The organism is Pseudohaliea rubra DSM 19751, from assembly GCF_000764025.1.
In the GTDB taxonomy this organism is placed as follows: Bacteria; Pseudomonadota; Gammaproteobacteria; order Pseudomonadales; family Halieaceae; genus Pseudohaliea; species Pseudohaliea rubra.
The window spans coordinates 25,709-45,035 of sequence record NZ_KN234752.1 but is presented as its reverse complement, the minus strand read 5'-3'; the positions used below and the strand labels follow the sequence as shown (position 1 = coordinate 45,035).

The following is a 19,327-nucleotide window of genomic DNA, read 5'->3' as shown; positions in this document are numbered from 1 at the left end:
ACAGTCCTCGTGATCGGCTTTGATGCGGGGGGATACAACGCGTCCCGTAGCGAAACGGACTGTAGGGTACGTGTGAGGTATTACCGGGGAATGACTGCGGCGTTAAGAAACGGTGACAGGGTGATGACGCTCGCCCGTTCAGTTGCTGTGGGTAGAGCGCGGCCGCCGGAAGCCCCGGCGGACGTCCTGGGACACGTAGTAGAGCGTCGGCACCAGGAACAGCGTCACCACCGTGGAGAAGAACACACCGAAGGCCACGGAGGTGGCCATGGGCTTGACGAATTGCGCCTGGATGGACGTTTCGAGCTGGATCGGCAGCAAGCCGAGAAAGGTGGTGAGGGAGGTCAGAATCACGGCGCGGAAACGCATCGGCCCCGCCTCGAGCACCGCCTCTTTCCAGTCGTGACCCTCATCGATGAAGTGGTTGATGAAGTCCACGAGCACCAGGCTGTCGTTCACGACAACGCCGATGAGGCCGATGATGCCGATGGCGGAGAGAATACTCACGTCCATGCCGAGGATCAGGTGGCCGAGGAAGGCGCCGGTCACGCCGAAGGGGATCACGGACATGATCAGCAGCGGCTCGAGGTAGCTCTTCAGGGGGATGGCCAGGGCCGCGTAGATGAGCAGGAGCACCAGCACACCGCCATAGAGCAGGGCCTGGGACGTATCGCGTTGCTCTTCGACTTCGCCGGCGACGCTGTAGCGCACCGATGGATGCCGGGCGAGGATGTCCGGCAGCATGGCGGCCTCGATAAGGTCCATGACTTCTGCCGAGGAAATGACCGCCTTGTCGATATCGGCCTGCACATCGACGACGCGGGACAGATCGATGCGGTTGATCACGCTGAGGCCCGCCTGCTCCCGGGCCTGGCCCACCACCGAGAAGGGAGCCCGGTTGCCGCTCGGCAAGCTGATCCAGAGCTCCTGGAGCGTGTCGAGGCGCGAGCGGTCCTCCTCCGGCAGTCGCACGTACACCCGGACCTCGTCGCGGCCGCGCTGCACCCGCTGCACCTCGGCGCCGAAGAACGCCTGGCGCACCTGGCGCGCCAGTTCCACATCGGTAAGGCCCAGGGCTTCGCCTTCCGGGGTCACCCGGATATCCAGCTCCCGGCCGCCGGCGTTGAAGCTGTCGCGGATATCGCGCACGCCGTCGACCTGCGCCAGCTGCACCTTGAGTTCGCTCGCCGCCTGCCGCAGTTGCTCGAGGTCGCGCCCACGCAGCTGCACGTCAATCGGCGAGCCCCCGGGGCCTGCGGCGGCATCGAGGCGGAAGGAGCGCACGCCGTGGAGGGGGCCGAGCTCCTCGCGCAGCCAGCCGCCGAGGACCACCGAGTCGATCTCACGCTCCTCGCTCACGATAAGTTCGATGATCAGCCGCGCCGACGTGTCGGTTTCCGAGAGAAGCTGCAGGGTACGTATAACGTCGCGGCCGGCCGGGTCCTGTGCCTTGAAGCGTTCGTTCATGGCCCAGGCTGAGTCCTCGATGCGCCTGGCGTAGTCGTGGGTTCGCTGCCAGGGGGTGCCCTGGGGCATGTCGAGATTGATCTGAATGGAGTCTGACGGCACGGAAGGGAAGAACACCACCCGCAGAATACCCGAGGGTACCAGCGCCAGGCAGATCATGAGGCCGGCGAGGAACAGCGCCAGGGTCGTGTAGCGGTAGTGCACAGCCCGGGCGAGCATGCGCCGATAGGGGCCCCGGGCAAAGGCGATCATGCCACCGGACACACGCTGCTGCAGCCGTCGCACCGGGCCGAGGCGATCTCCGGGCTGCGGCACACGGATGTGGCGCAGGTGCGCCGGCAGCACCAGCTTGGTCTCGATGAGCGAGAAGATGACGCAGAAGACGACCACGTAGCCGATGTGCGACAGAATCCGCGCGAAGCCCTCCGTAAGGAACAGACTCGGCCCGAAGGCCACAACGGTGGTAAGGGCACCGAAGACCGTGGCGGTGGTCACCCGCTGTACGCCGCCGATCACGCTGTCGACGCCCTTGCCCTCCTGCTCAAGGCGCGTGTAAGCGCTCTCGGCGGTGACAATGGCATCGTCCACGAGGAGGCCGAGCACAAGGATGAAGCCGAACACCGACAGCACATTGATCGACACGGGCAGGCCCAGAAAGCCGATCGCGGCCAGCGAACCGAGTACCGCAAAGGGCAGCCCCACCACGACCCAGAAAGCGAGGGCCAGATCGAGGAACAGGGCCAGGGCGATGATCACCAGGATGGCGCCGGAGGCGGCGTTGCGCAGCATCAGCTCGATACGGCCCCGGAGGATCCGGCTCTGGTCGGCCCAGGCCTGCAGGCCGAGGCCCGGCGGCAGCTCAGCCTGTTTTTCTGCCACGTAGTCGCGGATGAGCGTGGTGATCTCGAGAACGTTCTGGGCGCCCACGCGGTCGATATCGAAGGTCAGGGCCGGCTTGCCATTGACGCGGGAGAGCACCGGTTGCTCCGCGAAACCGTCGCGCACTGTGGCGATGTCGCCGACGCGGATGCGGGTGCCGTCGTCGCCGCTGATGAGCGTGAGCTGTTCGAATTCCCGGCCGCGGTAGGCCTGGGACGTGGAGCGGAGAGTGATCGCGCCGGCGTCCGTGCGCAAAAGGCCCCCCGGCAGGTCCCGGGAGCGCTGCTGGATGGCGGTGACCACAGCGTCGACGGTGAGGCCGTAGCGGCGCATGCGCTCGTCGGAGAGTTCGATGGAGATTTCGTAAGCGCGCTCGCCGAGTACGGTAAGCTCACTGATGTTGCCGAGGGCAAGAATCTCTTCGCGGATCTCCTCGGACAGTTCCTTGAGCTGTTGCGCTTCGATATCGCCGAAGAGACTGACACGGATAGCGCCGGTGGCCGCCTCGATCTCCTCGACGATCGGTTTCTCGGCGTCGGCAGGGAAGGAGGAGATACCGTCGACGCGGACCTTGGCCAGGTTCACGGCCCGGGCCATGTCGCTCCCTGGCTCCATGCTGACAGTGACGACGCCGACGCTCTCCCGCGCTTCGCTGCGGATCTCCTCGATGCCGACGATGTCGCGCACGGCTTCCTCGATGCGCAGAATGATCCCGCGCTCCACTTCCTCCGGTGAGCTGCCGGGGTAGGGCACCGTGACCGTGAAGGTTTCCGTGGGGAAGGAGGGAAACACTTCCTTGTCGAGGGCCTGCATGGCGTAGAGGCCGCCAATGATGACGATGAGCAGAAGCAGGTTGGCGGCCACGGGGTTGCGCGCCATCCACGCGACGGCCCCGCGCTGGCGGTCCGGGGGGGTGTATTCAGTCATCGAGGGGGGCGACCGCCATGCCGTCGAACATGAGCTCCAGGCGCGTGGTGACCACCCTGTCGCCGGTGGCGAGGCCGTCGGTGACCAGGGCCCTGCCGTTGCTGAGGCGCGCCACGGTGATCGCGCGCCGCTCGAGGGCACCGTCGGCAAAGAGGAAGACGTCGTCGCCGTGCAGGGCAGCCTGAGGCAGTTCCACTGCGCCCTGCACGGCCCGTCCCGGGATTTCGGCACGAACGAAAAGGCCGAAGGGCAGGGGCTGCCGGTGACGGCTGCGGTCGAGGGGATCGGCGACCTCGACCACAACCGGGATGACTCGGGTATCTCTATCGACCCGTGCCTCAATCCGCTTGAGCCGCCCGGTCCAGCGCGCCTCATCGGTGGCGCCTTCGGCGAAGAGCATTACCGCTGTCTCCTCGCCGCCGTTGATGAAGGCGACATCCTGCGGGGGAACAGGCAGGCGGATTTCCGCCCGGTCTGCGCCGAGAATGCGGCCCACGTTGGTGCCCGCGCTGATGAACTGCCCGAGCTCGACTGCCTGTTCGTCGATTACCGCGCGGTAGGGGGCACTGAGCTCCGTGTTGACGAGATCCCGCTCTGCCCGGGCGATCCGTGCCCGGGCGGCGGCAACGGTAGCCTCCGCTTCGTCGATCCGCGCTGACTGGCGCAGCGCTTTCGCGTCGGCAAGCGCAAGCTCGGCGCTGGCAAGATCCCGCCGCGCCTCGGCCAGAGCCAGCTCGTAGTCGGTGCGGTCAATCCGCAGCAGCGGCTCGCCGGCCTCGACCACGACGCCGGGCTCGAAGGTCGGCGCCTTCCAGAGGATGCGCCCGGCAACCTGGGCGGTAAGCGTGAGTTCGCGCCAGGCGGTAACGTTGCCGTGCGCGATCACCGTGACCGGGACCGTAGCCAGAGTGACGGGCTGTACGGCGACCAGTGGGGGCGGGGTGGCAACATTGCGGGCCTCGAGTTCGGGCCGGCTCTTGATCATCACCGCGGCCACGGCAGCCGCGACGGCGAGGATGGCAAGGGGCCTCACAAGGCCTGGAAGTCGTGATAGCAAGGGCAAGGTTCCGTTCGCTGTGGCAGCTTTACGTGCTCGGCGCGTTCCAGGGTCGCCTGCAGGCGGTTACGCAGCGGGCCGTCTGTCGGCTCTCCACCGCCGCTACGCACCATTATGCCACGGCCGCCCGGGGGATAATGCGGTGGCCGCCGCGGCAGGCGGAAAAACAACTGTGAAATAGTGCAATCTTTTTCTTTAAAACGGTGCTATGCTGGGGATGTTTGAGTATTGCAGCACTATGTCCTCTGAGTTCGTCCCAGCCCCAAGCGGCTCACGTCCGATTTGTCCATAAGGCACAGCATGACTTCAAGCACGACCGCTCCCAGGGAGCACACCTTATTGGATAGAAAGGATTGACATCATGGCAACTTCAACCGGCACGGTTAAGTGGTTCAACGAAACCAAGGGCTTCGGCTTCATCGAGCAGGACAACGGCCCGGACGTGTTTGCACACTTCAGCGCCATCAACGGCAGCGGCTTCAAGACCCTCCTCGAGGGCCAAAAAGTCCAGTTCACCGTGAGCCAGGGCCAGAAAGGTCCGCAGGCTTCGGACATCGAAGTCATCGTCTGATCGAAAGACGCTGACGAAAAGGCCCGCGCAAGCGGGCCTTTTTTTTGTCTTTTTCTGAGTTCTTCGCATATTTCCGGGGTGAGTGCGGGGTCCTTCTCTCAGTCGCTCCACGATATTCGCTTGGTGAGAGAAGGACCCCGCACTCACCCCTTGCGCCTCGCGTACTTCTGAAGCTCAAACGGTAGGGCCGGCGGCGGGAGGATGCCCCCACCAAGCGAATATCGTGGAGCGACTGGGGGCATCCTCCCGCCGCCGGTCCGGGAAACTGCGGTGAACGAATAGCGAAGCTGCGACCCGGCTGGGTAAAGCTGAGAAAAGAATTCCGCACTCACCCCTGAAATACGCGACCAAGTTTGCCCAACCGAAAAAACAGCCGCTGTCGAATCCCTCAATCGCCCCGCCAGTCCCCCGCCGCCAGACGCAGCAACAGTAGCGCACTCAGCTGGCCGCGCTCCACCAGACTCGAGACCCGCATCCACTCATCGCTGGAGTGGATCGCGCCGCCGTGGACTCCGAGCGTGTCGATATTGGGCACGCCCGCAGCAGCCAGGTTGTTACCGTCGCAGCAGCCGCCCGTGGGCTTCACGGCGAGTTCTACGCCGAGGCTGGCGCCGCAGTCCCGGGCCAGGTCGAAGAGGCGCTCGTTGGCGGGCCCCGGGACCTTAGGCGGGCGGGTGAAACCGCCGTGCAGTGCCAGAGACAGCCCGTCCCGCTCGTTCAGCCCGTCGATGATCGCCGCGAGCTCCCGCTCGCACCAGGCCGTGTCTTCCGGCTGCTCCACGCGGATATTGAAACGGCCCACGGCCGTATCCGGCACGATGTTCACGGCGCCGCCGCCATGCACGAAGCCCGGGTTGAAGGTCACGCCCTCGCGCCGGCCATTGAGATCGTCTATGGCGACCAGCGCCTCGCTGAGCAGGCGGATGGCGTTGCGGCCGAGGTGGTGCTCCCGGCCTGCGTGGGCGGCGCGGCCCCTTGCGAGGAGAGAAAAGTTGCCGGAACCCTTGCGCCGGCCGGCGAGGCTGCCGTCGGGGAAGCTGGGCTCGTAAATCAGGCCGACATCGGCGCGGCGTGCTGCCTCGACGATCCAGGGCGCCGACAGCGGCGAACCGATTTCCTCGTCCGGGTTCAGCAGCACCTCCCAGCCGATCTTCTCCGCCAGGGGGCTGCGCTCCAGGGCCAGCAGCGCGCGGTGCATAAGCACGAGGCCACCCTTGAGATCGGCGACACCGGGCCCGCCGAGGGTGTCGTCATCAAGCGCCGTTACCGTCTGAAAGGGGTGGTCCGCGGCAAACACCGTGTCCATATGACCGCAGAGAAACACCTGGAAGGGCGCAGCGGGTCGCTTGCGCAGCCGCAGACCGTCGCCGAGGGCACGCTCGCGGAGGCGACCGTCGTCGTCGAGTACCTCCAGCGGCGGTGAGGGCAGTACCTCGGCCTCGGCGTCGAGGTCCCCGAACAGCGTCGCCAGCGCCTCGCGCACCCGGTTGACCCCCGCCGCGTGGTAGCTGCCGGAGTTGATCCCGGCCAGGGCGATGGTCTCGGCGCGCATGGTGTCGGCACCCTCGGCGACGAAGGCGAGGGCGGCATCGCGAATGGTGCTGTCGAGGTTGCTCATGTGCGTTGGTCCGTGTTTTCGAAGATCCTGTCGGCGCTGGACGCATGGGTCAGGTAATCGTCCCAGAGCCGGTCGAAGGGGTTGTTTGGCTCCACGGCAGTCAGGCGTCCCTGCTCCAGGGGGTACCGGGCACGGGGTTCTCTGGCACGGCGACAGCCGGCAGCTCCACGGAGGCGACCGGATAGGCGCAGTAGTCTGCCGCGTACCAGGCGCTGGGGCGCAGGTTCCCCGAGTCGCCGATGCCGCCGAAGGGGGCCGCGCCGCTGGCGCCTGTGGTGGGGCCGTTCCAGTTGACGATACCGGCGCGGAGCCGTTCCAGGCAGTAGCGGTAGCGGTCCTCGGCGTCGCCGATGACACCGGCAGCGAGGCCGTAGCGGGTGGCATTGGCACCGGCGATGGCTTCGTCGAGATCGTCGTAGCGAAGCACCTGCAGCAGCGGGCCGAAGCGCTCCTCGTCCGCCAGTGCATCGCCGAGGGTGCTGACGTCGACGATGCCCGGTGTCAGGAAGGCTGCACCGCGGGCGTTGCCGGTCAGGGGCACGAGGGCTTCGGCCCCGGCGGCGAGGAGCGCATCCTGCGCTGCGAGCAGGCCGGACGCCGCCCCGGCGGAAATCACTGGGCCCAGGAAGGGCGCCGGCTCGTCGTCCCAGGCGCCGAGGCGCAGGCTGCGGGTAGCTGTCAGTAGCTTTTCGAGGAGGGCATCGCCGTCGCCGCCCGCGGGCAGGAACAGGCGTCGGGCGCAGGTGCAGCGCTGGCCGCTGGTAATGAAAGCGGATTGAATGATCGTGTGTGCAGCGCCGTCAAGGTCTGCCACCCGATCAACGATGAGCGGGTTGTTGCCGCCGAGCTCCAGGGCCAGCAGCTTGCCGGTCTGGCCGGCGAACTGTCGGTGAAGAAGCTGTCCGGTGCGTGCACTCCCGGTGAACAGCAGTCCGTCGATCTGCGGGTGGCCGGCGAGGGCCTCGCCCGTGCCCACGGCCCCTTGCACGAGGTTGAGCACGCCGGCCGGCAGGCCGACCTGCGCCCACAGCTCGGTCATGGCGGCCCCCACGGCAGGGGTGAGATCGCTGGGCTTGAATACCACCGTATTGCCGGCGAGGAGCGCGGGCACGATGTGCCCGTTGGGCAGGTGGCCGGGGAAATTGTAGGGACCGAAGACCGCGAGGACGCCGTGCGCACGGTGGCGCAGGGCGGCGGTGCCGGCCCCGAGGGGCTGGCTGCGGCTGCCGGCGCGTTCCGCCTGGGCCTCGATGGACAGCTTTACTTTGCCGACCATGGAAGCGATTTCCGTACGCGCTTCCCACAGGGGCTTGCCGACTTCCGCGGCGAGGAGTCTCGCGAGACGCTCGCTGTTATCTTTTACTGCAGCGGCGAAGGCCTCGGCGAGCGCCACGCGCTCGGCCAGCGGGCGTCGGCCCCAGGCCGGGGCGGCTTCCCGGGCTGCGCCGACGGCCGCCTCGACATCGCTGGCGGTGGCGGCCTGCCCCTCCCAGAGCACCGTGCCGTGCGCCGGGTCTGTGGAGCGCAGCAGATCCCCGCTGCCCGGGTGCCACCGGCCGTCCCAGAAGTGACTGTTCATGCGGCGTGTTCCTCCTGCCATGATCGTAATTCGTTTTTTGGCAGCGAAGTGAAGCCGTGGCCGGACTCGCAGGCAAAGCGCACGAGGGCCGGAAAGTCCCGGGCTTCGATGGGCCGGATGACCATCATGACATCAGCTCGCGGCCGCTGCCGGCGCGGCAACGGCGGCTACGCCGGCTGCGAAGCGACGCATACCCTCGTCGATGTCCGCCTCGGGGATGACCAGCGACGGCGCGAAACGGATGACGTCGGCGCCGGCCACAAGGACCATGGTGCCGGCATCGAGGGCGGCGTTGAGGAAGTCCCGGGCGCGGCCCGCGTAGGCCGGCGCGAGCGCGGCGCCGATGAGCAGCCCCTGGCCCCGGATTTCGCTGAATACCCGGTGCTCGGCGTTGATCGCCTCGAGCGTCGCGCGGAAGCGCTCGCCGCGGGCTTTGACGCCATCAAGGACCTCGGGCGTGTTGATGAGGTCGAGCACGGTCTCGCCGACGGCGCAGGCGAGCGGATTGCCGCCATAGGTGCTGCCGTGGGTGCCGACTTTGAAGCTCCCGGCAATGGCGGCCGTCGTCAGCATGGCGCCGATGGGGAAGCCGGCGCCCAGGGCTTTGGCACTCGACAGGATGTCCGGCGTAACCCCGGCGCCTTCGTAGGCGTAGAGGTGGCCGGTGCGGCCGACACCCGTCTGCACTTCGTCGAAGATCAGCAGGGCGTTGTGCCGGTCGCAGAGCTCGCGCACGCCGGCGAGAAAGCCCGGCGCCGGATCGATGATGCCGCCCTCACCCTGCAGGGGCTCCGCGACCACGGCGCAGGTGCGCCCGGACATGGCCGCCTCGAGCGCCGCCAGGTCGTTATAGGGCACGTGGTCCACGCCCCCCGGGCGCGGTCCGAAGCCCTCGGCGTAAGCGGGCTGGCCGCCGACGGTGACCGTGAAGAAGGTGCGCCCGTGGAAGGCGCGCTCGAAGGCGATGATCTGGTCCTTCTCCGGGCCGAAGTGGTCCACGGCCCAGCGCCGCGCCAGCTTCAGCGCGGCCTCGTTGGCCTCGCCGCCGGAGTTGGCGAAGAAGACGCGATCGGCAAAGGTGGCGTCGACGAGCTTGCGGGCCAGGCGCAGCGCGGGCTCGTTGGTGTAGACGTTGGACAGGTGCCAGAGCCGGTCCGCCTGTTCCTTGAGCGCCGCCACGACAGCGGGATGGCAGTGACCCAGGCAGTTCACGGCGATGCCGCCGGCGAAGTCGATGTACTCGCGGCCGTCCTGGTCCCACAGCCGTGAGCCCTCGCCGCGGACCGGGATGATCGCGGCCGGGTTGTAGTTGGGCACCATGACCTCGTCAAAGGTCGCTCGGGTTACCTGCATGGTTCTCTTCCTCTCTTAGCCACGGCGTCCAGTCTACGCCTCCGGCGCGGTGCGCGGAAAGGGAACCCCCGGGCGCCAGCAGCCAGGGGTTATGCCCTCTGCGCCTGCTTTCGGTACCATGCGCCTTCTGTCTCGACAGGAAGCGCCCATGAATCCCGTGAAAAACCTGCTGCTGATCGTTTTCTTCGTCGTCGCCCTGCCGCTGCGGACAGCGGCCGCCAGTGACGACTGGCCCCACGGCGCTATGGCGGCCGTCGCCAACCCCTATGCCACCGATGCCGCCGTGGCAATGCTCGAGCGTGGCGGCAGTGCCGTCGATGCGGCCATCGCCGCCCACGCGGTGCTGGGCCTGGTGGAACCACAGAGTTCCGGTCTTGGCGGCGGTGGCTTCATGCTGGCCTACGACCGGGGTGAGGACCGCATCGTTTTCCACGACGGGCGCGAGACGGCGCCCGCCGGGGCCCGGGCCGACATGTTCATGCGCGATGGCGAGGTCATGGGCTTCCTGGATGCCTGGCAGAGTGGTCTCGCCGTCGGCGTGCCCGGTGTGGTGGCCATGTACAAGCAGGCCCACGACCGGCACGGCAAGCTGCCCTGGGCAGAGCTGTTCCTGCCGGCGATCCGCCTTGCGGAGGCGGGGTTCGAGGTGTCGCCGCGGCTGGCCGGGCTTCTCGAGCGTATGAGAAAGTATACGCGCCTCAACGATAACCCGGCCACGGCGGCGTATTTCTATCCGGGCGGCGAGGCGCTCAAGGCCGGCGACCTGCGCACGAACCCGGATTACGCAGAGACGCTGAAGGCGCTCGCTGAAGAGGGCATCGGGGCTTTCTATGGCGGTCCCGTTGCCGCCGAGATCGTCGCTGCGGTCGCCGCGGAGCCCAACCCCGGCGCGCTCAGCCTGGCGGATATCGCCGCCTACCGACCCGCCGAGCGCGATGCGGTCTGCGGCCCCTGGCGCTCCCTGCGCATCTGCAGCGCCTCGCCGCCATCCTCCGGCGCCATGGAGATACTGATCGCCAACCTCTATGACGCCCTGCTGCCCGATGACCCGGACCAGGAAGACCGTATTGCCAGTTTCGTCGATGCACAGCGCCTGGCCTACGCGGACCGGGATCATTATTTCGGTGACCCGCGCGCCATGACCCTCTCGCTCGAACACCTGCTGGACCCGCGCTACTTTGCCGCGCGCGCCGGTGACCGGGCGGCGCCGGACGCCGAGGCCACTCATGGCGACCCGCGGGCGGTGCTGCTCGCGGAGCCGCGGGCCGCGCTGCACGGCGCCGACACGACGCGGGAGATCGGCGGCACTACGCACCTGTCCATCGTCGACGGGTACGGCAACGCCGTGTCATTCACGGCCACCGTCGAGGCGCCCTTCGGCAGCTCACGCTGGGCTGCGGGTTTCCTTCTCAACAACGAACTGACGGACTTCGCCCGGGAGGTGCCGGCGACCGGGCCGCACCCGGCCAACGCCGTGGGCCCCGGCAAGCGCCCGCGGTCTTCCATGTCGCCGACGCTGATCTTCGACGACGCCAGCGGCGCTCTGGTGATGGTCACCGGATCTCCCGGGGGCAACTCCATTCCCGCCTACGTCGCCAAGACGGTGCTCGGCGTCTTTGACTGGGACCTGTCGGTGGACGAGGCTGTGGCCTTCCCGAACATTATCGCCCGGGGCCGGTCCGTCCGGGTGGAGGTGGGCTCTGATACCGGAAACCAGCTCGCTGATGCGCTCGCGGAGCGCGGCTACCCGGTGCAGGAGCGCGAGGGTGAAAACTCGGGCCTGCACATTATCCGCGTCACCCCCGCGGGGCTCGTGGGTGCCGCGGACCCGCGGCGGGAGGGCACGGTGCGCCGCGTTGCGCCCTGAGCTTGAGGGGCTGAGTGCCTGCCCGGAGCTCCGGTCGCAGCTTCTTAGCGTCGGCACGCGCCGGCGGGCAGTTCGATACGCCGTTCGTAGCCATCCCGCGTGCGTTCGATGCGGTAGCAGCCGGTGATCTCCCGCGTCGGCCGCGGATCGCGGTAGCGCACGCAGTCCCGGCAGTCGTTGCGGTCGAAGAGCGAGCCGGTGATTGCCGACCCGATGATGGCGCCGCCGAGAAGGCTCGTGCCCCGGTGCCAGCCGTGCCGGTACTGCGGGTACCAGGGATGCCGCGGGACGGTGTACCAACTGCCACCCCAGCGCTGCCGGGGCAGAGCCCGGTAGCCGGACCAGTGCCAACGGTAGCGCCAGTGGTTCCGGCGCCAGCGGTCTCCGCCGCCGCGCTGTTCCCAGTGGCCCTGCCTGTCCCAGCGGTCGTCGTTATCCCAGCGGTCATCCCGGTCGGCGATAGCCAGTCCCGGGGCGATGGCGCTGAGCGCCGCCGCGAGGGTCAGGGTAGTGAGTCTGCGTCTCATGGTATGCCTCCTTGTCGCGCACACCGGCTACGTGCACGACCTCATCCTGCCGTGTGCTTCCTGAACGCCCGCTGAACAGGCCGGCGAGGATGTTGAGGGGTTGTTCAGCGCCCGTTCAGGAAGCCGCCTGCACCATGGCAGGCAGGTTGAACAGGAGGACGCAACCGTGAAGAAGACCCTACTCGCCCTTGCACTCAGCGCCCCGGCCCTTGCCCTGGGGCAGTCCCACAGCACCGTCATCGACGCTCAGGTGGTGTCCGTGCAGCCGATCGTCGAAGTCGTCTCGGAGCGTATACCCCACGAGACCTGTCGACAGGAACGGGTGCGCGTGGTCGAGCGCGGCCGCAATCGCTCCGCCACACCGGCGATCCTCGGTGCGGTGCTCGGCGGCACCCTCGGCGGCGCCATCGGCGATGACACCGGCCACCAGGGAGTCATCGCCGGCGCCGGTGCGGTGCTCGGCGCCTCCGTGGGCAACGACATCGGCCGGCGACAGCCGCGCGATGACGGTTACTACGTCACCGAGGACGTCTGCACCGTGGAGTACGAGTTGCGGGAGCGGGAGCGTGTCGGCGGCTATCGCGTCAGCTACCGCTATGGCGATACCATCTACGAAACGCGCACGGCCCGTGATCCCGGTGCCACAATCCCGGTCCGTGTGGAGCTGAACCCGCTGCCCTGAGCCCGTTGCGCCCGGGGCCGCCTGCCGCTGGACCGCGCCCATGCCCGTTCGCTGGCTATGCCTGCCCCTGCTTACCGTCGCGCTGCTCGTCGGCAGTGCCGGTCTGCGCGCCGACGATGACGGCCTCGAGGCCTGGCAGGAGCGGATCCTGCGGGCTCTCGAGCGGGGACGCGAGGAACGCGGTGATGACCGGGATCAGGACCGGGACCGGGGCCCGTCGTCGCGGCAGTCCCTGGTGGCCCCGGCGGGCGGTGACCCCGGGGCGCGGGCGGCGGCAGCGGAAGCACAGCGCCGCCACGGCGGCCGTGCGCTCGCCGTGGGTCGCTCCCGCGACGGTTACCGCGTGCGGCTCCTGCGCGAAGACGGGCGCGTGACCACCGTGACCATTGAGGACTGACCATGCGCCTGCTCGTGGTCGAGGACGATGCGCGGCTTCATGAGCGCCTCGCCGGTCATTTCCGGGCGGCGGGTTTCGTGGTCGACGAGGCCCCCGACGGACGCGAGGCGGCCTGGCTCGCCAGCGAATACCCCTGTGATATCGCCATTGTCGACCTGGGTCTGCCGGATGTTGCCGGCATCGATCTCATTGCCCGCTGGCGCAACGATGGCCTGGCCATGCCCATTCTCATCCTCACCGCCCGCGCCGACTGGCAGGACAAGGTTGGCGGCCTCGAGGCCGGCGCCGACGACTATGTGACCAAGCCCTTCTACCTGGAGGAGGTCGAGGCGCGGGTACGCGCCCTGCTGCGCCGGGTCGAGGGGCGTCGCTCCGCCGTGGCCGACTACGGGCCGCTGCGCATCGACTTCAGCGCCCGCCGGGTTTGCCGCGGCCAAGAGGAGCTGACGCTCACGGCCTACGAATACAATACGCTGGCCTACCTCGCCCACCGGGCCGGGGAGGTCATTTCCCGCAGCGAGCTGCTGGACCACCTCTATGACCACGACAGCGACCGCGACGGTAACGTCATCGAGCAGTTTGTCGCCCGGCTGCGGCGCAAGCTCGACCCGGACGGCAGCCTGACCCCGATCGAGACCGTGCGCGGCGCCGGTTATCGCTTCACCCTGGACCGGGCGAGCGCATGAGCCGGCGACCCCTGTCGCTGGCTGCCCGGCTGTTTCTCGCCTCGGCGCTGCTTCTGCCCGTGGCCCTGGGCGCCACCGGCTGGTACCTCGAGCGCGCGCACCGGCTCGCCCTCGACGCGGCGGCCGGCGAGCGGCTGCAGCTGCAGGTGCTGGCGCTGCTCGCGCAGGCCGACTACAACGGCGGTCTCACGCTGCCCCTGGTTCCCCTGGAACCCCGTCTGGCGCAACCGAATTCCGGGCTCTATGCCCTCGTTACAGGTGGCAGCGGTGAGCCGCTCTGGCTGTCGCCCTCGGCGGCGCTGCTGCCGCAGCCGATCGCCACCCTCGCCGGCGGTACTCCGGACCTCGCCCCGGGACAGCGGCACCGCTCGGAGCGCGCCGGCCTGCTCCGCCACAGCTACCAGGTGCTCTGGGAGACGGAGGCGGGCGACGCAGTGCCGCTGCGCTTCCTGGTCGCCGAGAGCACGGCGCCCCGGGATGCGGATGTGGCTGCCTATCGGCGCAGCCTGTGGTTCTGGCTCGGCGCCACGATCGTCGTGCTGCTGGCCATGCAGGGGCTGATCCTGGCCTGGGGCCTGCGGCCCCTGGCCCGGCTGGCGGAGGCTATCGCTCGTATTGAGGCGGGAGAAGCTGCGCGCCTGGACGGGCCCTGGCCACGGGAGGTGCGTCCGGTCACAGAGAATCTGCAGCTCCTCCTCAATGGCGAGCAGCAGCGGCGGGAGCGCATGCGTAACACCCTTGCCGATCTCGCTCACAGCCTGAAGACACCGCTTGCGGTGCTGCGCAACGCCGAGCCCGGGGACGCCGCCTACCCGGCGCTGCTCGACGAGCAGCTCGAGCGTATGGAGCAGGTGATCGGCTGGCACCTGCAGCGGGCCGCGGGGGGCAGCAGCGGGCTCCTGCAGCGTGTGGCGGTGGCTCCGGTCCTCGAGCGGCTCCGGGCCACGCTGCTCAAGGTCTATGCCGACCGGCAGCTCGCGCTGGAAACGCACTGCCCGGCGGCCTCCCGCTTCCGCGGCGATGAGCGCGATCTGCTGGAACTGCTCGGCAACCTGCTCGACAACGCCTGCAAGTATGCCGCCGCCCGGGTTCGCGTCACCGTGGCAGGAGGCAGCGCCGGCGAGGGCCTGTTGCTCACGGTGGAAGATGACGGGGCCGGCATTTCGCCGGAGCTCAGGGATCTCCTCCTGCACCGGGGGGCGCGGGCGGACAGTCGCCGGGAGGGACAGGGCATCGGTCTGGCGGTGGTGCTGGAAATTGTCCATGCCCAGCGCGGCGAGCTGGTTCTTGAGGACAGCGAGCTGGGCGGCGCACGGGTGTGTATCCGCCTGCCCTGAGGCCTTGCGCTACACTGCAAGCAACGCGATTGGCTGAAGGAAGAAACGCCGTGAATCGATGGGGTAGCGGCCGCTGGCTTGCGGCACTGCTGATGGCAGCGCTGGCATCCCCTGCGCTGGCCGATGACTACGCGGCCGGGGAGGACGCCTGGCGCCGGGGCGAGCACGGGGCGGCGCTTGCGCAGTGGCTCCCCCTTGCCGAGGACGGCCACGCCCGCGCCCAGTTCGCTGTGGGCCTTGCCTACGAGCGCGGCCAGGGTGTGAAGCAGAGCGCCGCGACGGCGGCCCGCTGGTATCGCCGGGCCGCGGCTCAGGGGCTGGCAGACGCCGAATACAACCTGGCTCTGCTGTACCTCGACGGGCGCGGCGTGGAGCGGGATCTTGCGGAGACCGTCAGCCTGTTCAGCGCTGCGGCAGAGCGCGGGCACCTACCGGCGCAGGTGAACCTCGCCTATTCCTACGAACAGGGTAGCGGCGTCGAACAGGACCGTGCCGTGGCCGCTGCCTGGTACGCCCGCGCCGCCATGGCGGGCAACCGCGAGGCGTGGAGCCGCTTCACGGAGCTGCGGGAAGCGGGGATCCGCCCGGCTGTGCTGCCGGCGCTGCCCGCTGAGGTGGGGGAACCGGGGGGGATGGCGTCGGAGCAGGGAGTTGAGCAGGGATCGGAGCAGGGGCCGGTCCCGATCGGCCGGGCTGGCGCCGAGACCGATGCGTCAGCGAGCTCCTCGCCGCCTGCCGACAACGGGTCAGCGCCCGAGCCCGTCGCCGCCGCGTCGGCCGTGGTCGTCGCTGAAGGCAGTCTCCAGGGTCTACCGCGCCTGCGCCTTGCCGCCTACCGTGAGGCGGCCAACGCGGAGCGTGGTTGGCGCACGCTGCTGGCCCGCCACGAGGACGTGCTCGGGGGCCTGCGCCATGAGCTGATGCCGGTGGAGCTCGGTGAGCGCGGCAGCTTTTTGCGCCTGGAGGCGGGGCCCTTCGCCAGCCTGGCGGAGGCCCGGGCCGCCTGCGCCGCGATTCGCGCCGGCGGCGACGACTGTCTGGCAATCGCCCCCGGCGGTCCGCCGCCGACCGGTCCCGGGAAAGGACGTTAGCTGACTTCGTGCAGCGAGGCGGAGGCCCCTGTGGTCAGCTGTACCCGGTTACGTCCGGCATCCTTCGCCGCGTAGAGCGCCTTGTCTGCCGCATCAAGCAGTGACTGCCAGCTGGTGCCCGCTTTCGGCTGGGCATCGGCGAGGCCTATGCTGACAGTAACGCGGTCCGCTACGGTCGAGTGCTCGTGGATGAGGTGGCGGGCGGCAACACCCGCACGCAGGTCCTCCATGAATCCCGCAGCCGCCTTCGCTGCCGTAAGTGGCATGACGACCGCGAATTCCTCGCCGCCGTAACGCGCCACCATGTCGGTACTGCGGCGCAGATGCATCGCCAGGGCCTGGGCCACGGCGCGCAGGCACTTGTCGCCCTCCGGGTGCCCGTAGTTGTCGTTGTAGGGCTTGAAGAAGTCGATATCAATGAGGGCCACGGTCAGCGGTTCGCCCAGGCGCGCGCATAACTGCCAGCTTTCGTTGAGCTTGCGCTCCAGGGCCCGCCGGTTCGGCAGCCCCGTAAGCGCGTCGAGCTCCGCGAGCTGTTCCAGCTTGCGGTTTGCCTCCGCGAGCTCCCGGGTGCGCTCGTCCACGGTAGCCTGCAGGCGCTGTTCCTGAACCTCCATCCAGGCCTTGCGCAGTGCGTGGGTGAGCATCTGCCGATAGAGCAGCAGCATCATGAGCGCGCCGGTGCCGAGAAGGATACGCTTGCTGGGCTCGTCCTTGAGCAGCACTTCGAAGAACAGTGCACTCAGCACCGCGACCATCATGGCCACGCTCACCGGCGACAGATCGATCTGGCTCTTCTCCCTGGCCATGGGCGCCGGGTGCAGGCTTGTCGCTCGCGCATAGCGCAGTCCTGCGGCCAGCATGCCAATGGCCGCGAAGCTGTAGAGCAGCTCGGCCGCAAGCAGCAGCGTTTCGCTGCGCTGCAGGTAAAGGTGGGTGCCGAAGGCCGTGTCGGCGAGGAACAGGAGCAGCACCGCCGTGGCCAGCAGCCGGAAGGCCACGCGGTTCGGGCCGAGGCGGGAAATAGGAAATTTCAGCAGCAGCGCGGACAGCAGGGCGGCATTGAGCACCGGGTAGCCCACTTCCACGAGCACCGAAAGGATCGCTGGCGCCGCTTCTGCATTGCGGCTCGGCAGCAGCACGAATTCCCAGACCAGCAGTGCGAAGGCGCCGAGGGCAATGAGCAGGTCGGTCAGCAGCATGCGCTGGGAGGTAAAGACAGCGCCGTGCGTCGGCAGCCAGAGGATGGCCAGGCAGATCAGCGCGTAGCTGACCAGGCTCAGGACGTCTGCCCAGGGTGCGCCGGGGGCGCGGTAGAAGTCCATGTCGAACTGGAAGAGCAGGCTCGACCAGGCGCCGAGGGCGAGGGCGCCGCAGAGAAGCGTGAGCGACGGCAGCGTTGGCGAGTTGCGCCCGCGGATGGCGGCATAGCCCAGCGCCACCGCAGCGAGCGTCTTGAGCAGAACGTGGGCCCAGGGGGTGGGAAAGAAGGGGGTGAGGGTGTTCCCGAACAAGCCCGCGTGCAGCGCTGCCGTATTCAGCGATTGCCAGGCGACGATGGCGACCACCACGGCAAGGCGCCAGCGCGACAGCGGCGGATTGGCATCAGGTGGAAACAGGGGCAAGCGACGTCCCTCATTGTCGTTATGCGTCAGTTTAGCGCCAGTACAGGGGGGGCGACAGCAGGTTTTGGGGCAAGCTTCCCAAAAAATCTGCTGTCGTTGTCACCCGGCTGCCTGCGCAGTGGGGTGCCCCAGCCTCATGTCGGTGCAACGCTACTGGCAAGGTCCTCGGGACGGTCTATATCGCGAAGAATACCCGGGTCGTCGAGGACGATGTCGCTCACTGACTGCGGGAAGCGCTCGATAAGGCCCCGGGCGCCGTGGTCGCCGCCAAGGCGCTGCAGCTCTTTCCTGAAATGTCTGCCGAAGGCAACCGGGTGCCCCCGACATCCTTTATAGGCTGGCACGCAGATGCGAGCAGCAGTCGCGGCAGCTGCAACGGCACGAAGGCTGCCTGAGCGCAGGTAAGGCATGTCGGCCAGGGCGATCAGCACCGCCTCCCAGGGGGGGAGCCGACCGGTGGCCTCGGCAAGGGTTGCCCCCATGCCCCGGGGCGCATCGGCGCAGCGGAACGCCGCGATGGCGCGAGCCTCAAGCTCCATTGCCAGGGTTTCATCGCCGGGTCCGAGGGCCACGCATAGCGGCAGATCGGCCGCATGTACCGTTGCAATGCTGCAGTCCAGCAGGCGCTCGCCCCCGGGGAGCCGGGCCAGCCGCTTGTCGCTGCCGAAGCGGGTCCCGCGGCCGGCGGCGAGGAGCAGGACGCCGACGGTACCGCTCACGATTCAGCGATGCCCGCGCAGGGGTCCGGCCGTTCTGCTGCGTCTGTCACGGCGACGAAATCTGCGAAGCCGGGCTGTGCCTCCGGGTAGTCTGCCGGAAAGATGGCGTCCGGTCGCCGTTCCACGAATACGACCACGGCGATCTTTGCTTCCGGCCGGAGCCGCTCGAGAAAGCGCGGCACGGCACGGTCCCGGCGCGCGTGGCCAGCACCGAGCACCAGCACGCCGCGCTCTCCGGCGTTGACCTGGCGCCAGGCCATGTGCGCATCCCTCGCCACCTGCACGGTCGCCATGGCCGGCAGCATGGCTGCCGGCAGCTTGCCGCAGTGTGCGTCAGCCAGTTCCTGTTCCAGTGTTGCCTGCGCTGCCGTATCGAGAAGTGTGTCGGGTGCGAGGACAGCGAGCGCTTCGTCAGGCAGCACCGCGGGGAAGCCGTTCCCGGCTACGGCGAAGGCCTCGCGCCGGGGAAAGGACAGGGCGACGAGGTCATGACCGGCCTCCAGGGCCGCGGCAAACACCGGTTCGTAGAGCGTCCACGGCGGCCAGCCGGCATCCGCCCAGGCCACCGCCTCCGGCATGACGGCAAGCGGCTCGTCGCTCGCCTGCGCCCGCTCCAGGCCCGGCGCCTGGGTGCTGTCCAGCTGCTCGAAACCCACCGCCACGTCGTCCCCCGGAAAGCGCCGCAAAAGGTCCGCCTGGCCCCGATGGTGCGACGCATTGTCGTGGATTTCTCCGAGCAGCAGGTAGTCGGCCTCCGTCACAGCTGCGGCGACGGCAGCCGGCGTCAGCCACTCGCCGCGCTCTACAGACCAGTACTGCGTCGGCGCGCTAAGATCCCCCGGCGCTGTGCTGCAGGCAACGAAAAGGCCGGTGATGGCAACGAGGAAGAGGCGCCAAAGCGGCGGGAAAGGCGGGGATAGAAACGACATGCCGGGCTCCGGTGAG

At 68.5% G+C, this 19,327-nt stretch carries 17 protein-coding genes; 7 read left to right on the top strand and 10 right to left on the bottom strand.

Features of this window, described 5'->3' with window-relative positions; translation table 11 throughout:
• Window positions 1-138 precede the first annotated feature (138 nt).
• Both HRUBRA_RS04775 and HRUBRA_RS04770 read right to left on the bottom strand, forming a co-directional pair.
• The gene (locus HRUBRA_RS04775; protein WP_035514990.1) at window positions 139-3,273 is read right to left on the bottom strand and encodes an efflux RND transporter permease subunit; all 3,135 of its coding nucleotides are present in this window, start codon (window positions 3,271-3,273) and stop codon (window positions 139-141) included.
• Window positions 3,266-4,306, bottom strand: a complete 1,041-nt coding sequence (locus HRUBRA_RS04770) for an efflux RND transporter periplasmic adaptor subunit (protein WP_236629787.1) — start codon at window positions 4,304-4,306, stop codon at window positions 3,266-3,268. The genes HRUBRA_RS04775 and HRUBRA_RS04770 overlap by 8 nt, the downstream gene beginning before the upstream one ends.
• A gap of 385 nt (window positions 4,307-4,691) precedes the next feature.
• Here HRUBRA_RS04770 and HRUBRA_RS04765 point away from each other — a divergent pair, with 385 nt between their 5' ends.
• The gene (locus HRUBRA_RS04765; protein ID WP_035514987.1) at window positions 4,692-4,901 is read left to right on the top strand and encodes a cold-shock protein; all 210 of its coding nucleotides are present in this window, start codon (window positions 4,692-4,694) and stop codon (window positions 4,899-4,901) included.
• Between the two features lie 388 nt (window positions 4,902-5,289).
• Here the strand turns inward: HRUBRA_RS04765 and HRUBRA_RS04760 are convergent, their stop codons facing one another.
• From HRUBRA_RS04760 to HRUBRA_RS04750, 4 genes are all read right to left on the bottom strand, one after another.
• Window positions 5,290-6,519, bottom strand: a complete 1,230-nt coding sequence (locus HRUBRA_RS04760) for a hydrolase (protein ID WP_052094395.1) — start codon at window positions 6,517-6,519, stop codon at window positions 5,290-5,292.
• A 100-nt stretch (window positions 6,520-6,619) separates the two neighbouring features.
• Window positions 6,620-8,098 (bottom strand): succinylglutamate-semialdehyde dehydrogenase, encoded by a 1,479-nt coding sequence (gene astD / locus HRUBRA_RS04755; RefSeq protein WP_035514986.1) that lies wholly within the window; start codon window positions 8,096-8,098, stop codon window positions 6,620-6,622.
• Window positions 8,095-8,226: an arginine N-succinyltransferase gene (locus tag HRUBRA_RS15125; protein WP_144244383.1), complete on the bottom strand. Its 132-nt coding sequence runs from the start codon at window positions 8,224-8,226 to the stop codon at window positions 8,095-8,097. The genes astD and HRUBRA_RS15125 overlap by 4 nt, the downstream gene beginning before the upstream one ends.
• 4 nt (window positions 8,227-8,230) lie before the next feature.
• Entirely contained in the window at window positions 8,231-9,451 is a 1,221-nt protein-coding gene (locus tag HRUBRA_RS04750) for an aspartate aminotransferase family protein (protein ID WP_035514985.1), read from the bottom strand.
• Window positions 9,452-9,599: 148 nt separating this feature from the next.
• Between HRUBRA_RS04750 and HRUBRA_RS04745 the strand changes: the two genes are divergently transcribed.
• Window positions 9,600-11,318, top strand: a complete 1,719-nt coding sequence (locus HRUBRA_RS04745; RefSeq protein ID WP_035514984.1) for a gamma-glutamyltransferase family protein — start codon at window positions 9,600-9,602, stop codon at window positions 11,316-11,318.
• Between the two features lie 44 nt (window positions 11,319-11,362).
• Here HRUBRA_RS04745 and HRUBRA_RS04740 read toward each other — a convergent pair whose 3' ends face one another.
• Window positions 11,363-11,845 (bottom strand): hypothetical protein, encoded by a 483-nt coding sequence (locus HRUBRA_RS04740; protein WP_035514983.1) that lies wholly within the window; start codon window positions 11,843-11,845, stop codon window positions 11,363-11,365.
• 166 nt (window positions 11,846-12,011) lie between these two features.
• Between HRUBRA_RS04740 and HRUBRA_RS04735 the strand changes: the two genes are divergently transcribed.
• Genes HRUBRA_RS04735 through HRUBRA_RS14615 form a run of 5 tightly spaced genes read left to right on the top strand, consistent with a single transcriptional unit; the run spans window position 12,012 to window position 16,038 of the window.
• Window positions 12,012-12,527: a glycine zipper 2TM domain-containing protein gene (locus tag HRUBRA_RS04735; RefSeq protein WP_052094394.1), complete on the top strand. Its 516-nt coding sequence runs from the start codon at window positions 12,012-12,014 to the stop codon at window positions 12,525-12,527.
• A 40-nt stretch (window positions 12,528-12,567) separates the two neighbouring features.
• Window positions 12,568-12,924, top strand: a complete 357-nt coding sequence (locus HRUBRA_RS04730) for a hypothetical protein (protein WP_035514981.1) — start codon at window positions 12,568-12,570, stop codon at window positions 12,922-12,924.
• 2 nt (window positions 12,925-12,926) lie between these two features.
• Window positions 12,927-13,610 (top strand): response regulator transcription factor, encoded by a 684-nt coding sequence (locus tag HRUBRA_RS04725; protein ID WP_035514979.1) that lies wholly within the window; start codon window positions 12,927-12,929, stop codon window positions 13,608-13,610.
• Complete coding sequence (locus tag HRUBRA_RS04720) at window positions 13,607-14,947, top strand: ATP-binding protein (RefSeq protein ID WP_035514976.1); 1,341 nt, start codon at window positions 13,607-13,609, stop codon at window positions 14,945-14,947. Before HRUBRA_RS04725 ends, HRUBRA_RS04720 begins: the two co-directional genes overlap by 4 nt.
• A gap of 50 nt (window positions 14,948-14,997) precedes the next feature.
• On the top strand, window positions 14,998-16,038 hold the full coding sequence (locus HRUBRA_RS14615) for a tetratricopeptide repeat protein (RefSeq protein ID WP_052094393.1): 1,041 nt from the start codon (window positions 14,998-15,000) through the stop codon (window positions 16,036-16,038).
• Here HRUBRA_RS14615 and HRUBRA_RS14610 read toward each other — a convergent pair.
• The 3 genes from HRUBRA_RS14610 to HRUBRA_RS04700 all read right to left on the bottom strand — a co-directional run bounded on the left by HRUBRA_RS14610 (window position 16,035) and on the right by HRUBRA_RS04700 (window position 19,311).
• Entirely contained in the window at window positions 16,035-17,663 is a 1,629-nt protein-coding gene (locus HRUBRA_RS14610; RefSeq protein WP_052094392.1) for a GGDEF domain-containing protein, read from the bottom strand. The genes HRUBRA_RS14615 and HRUBRA_RS14610 overlap by 4 nt on opposite strands.
• 134 nt (window positions 17,664-17,797) lie before the next feature.
• Window positions 17,798-18,382, bottom strand: a complete 585-nt coding sequence (locus tag HRUBRA_RS04705) for a nucleotidyltransferase family protein (protein WP_035514974.1) — start codon at window positions 18,380-18,382, stop codon at window positions 17,798-17,800.
• Window positions 18,379-19,311 (bottom strand): ChaN family lipoprotein, encoded by a 933-nt coding sequence (locus tag HRUBRA_RS04700; protein ID WP_035514972.1) that lies wholly within the window; start codon window positions 19,309-19,311, stop codon window positions 18,379-18,381. The genes HRUBRA_RS04705 and HRUBRA_RS04700 overlap by 4 nt, the downstream gene beginning before the upstream one ends.
• Window positions 19,312-19,327: the final 16 nt, after the last annotated feature.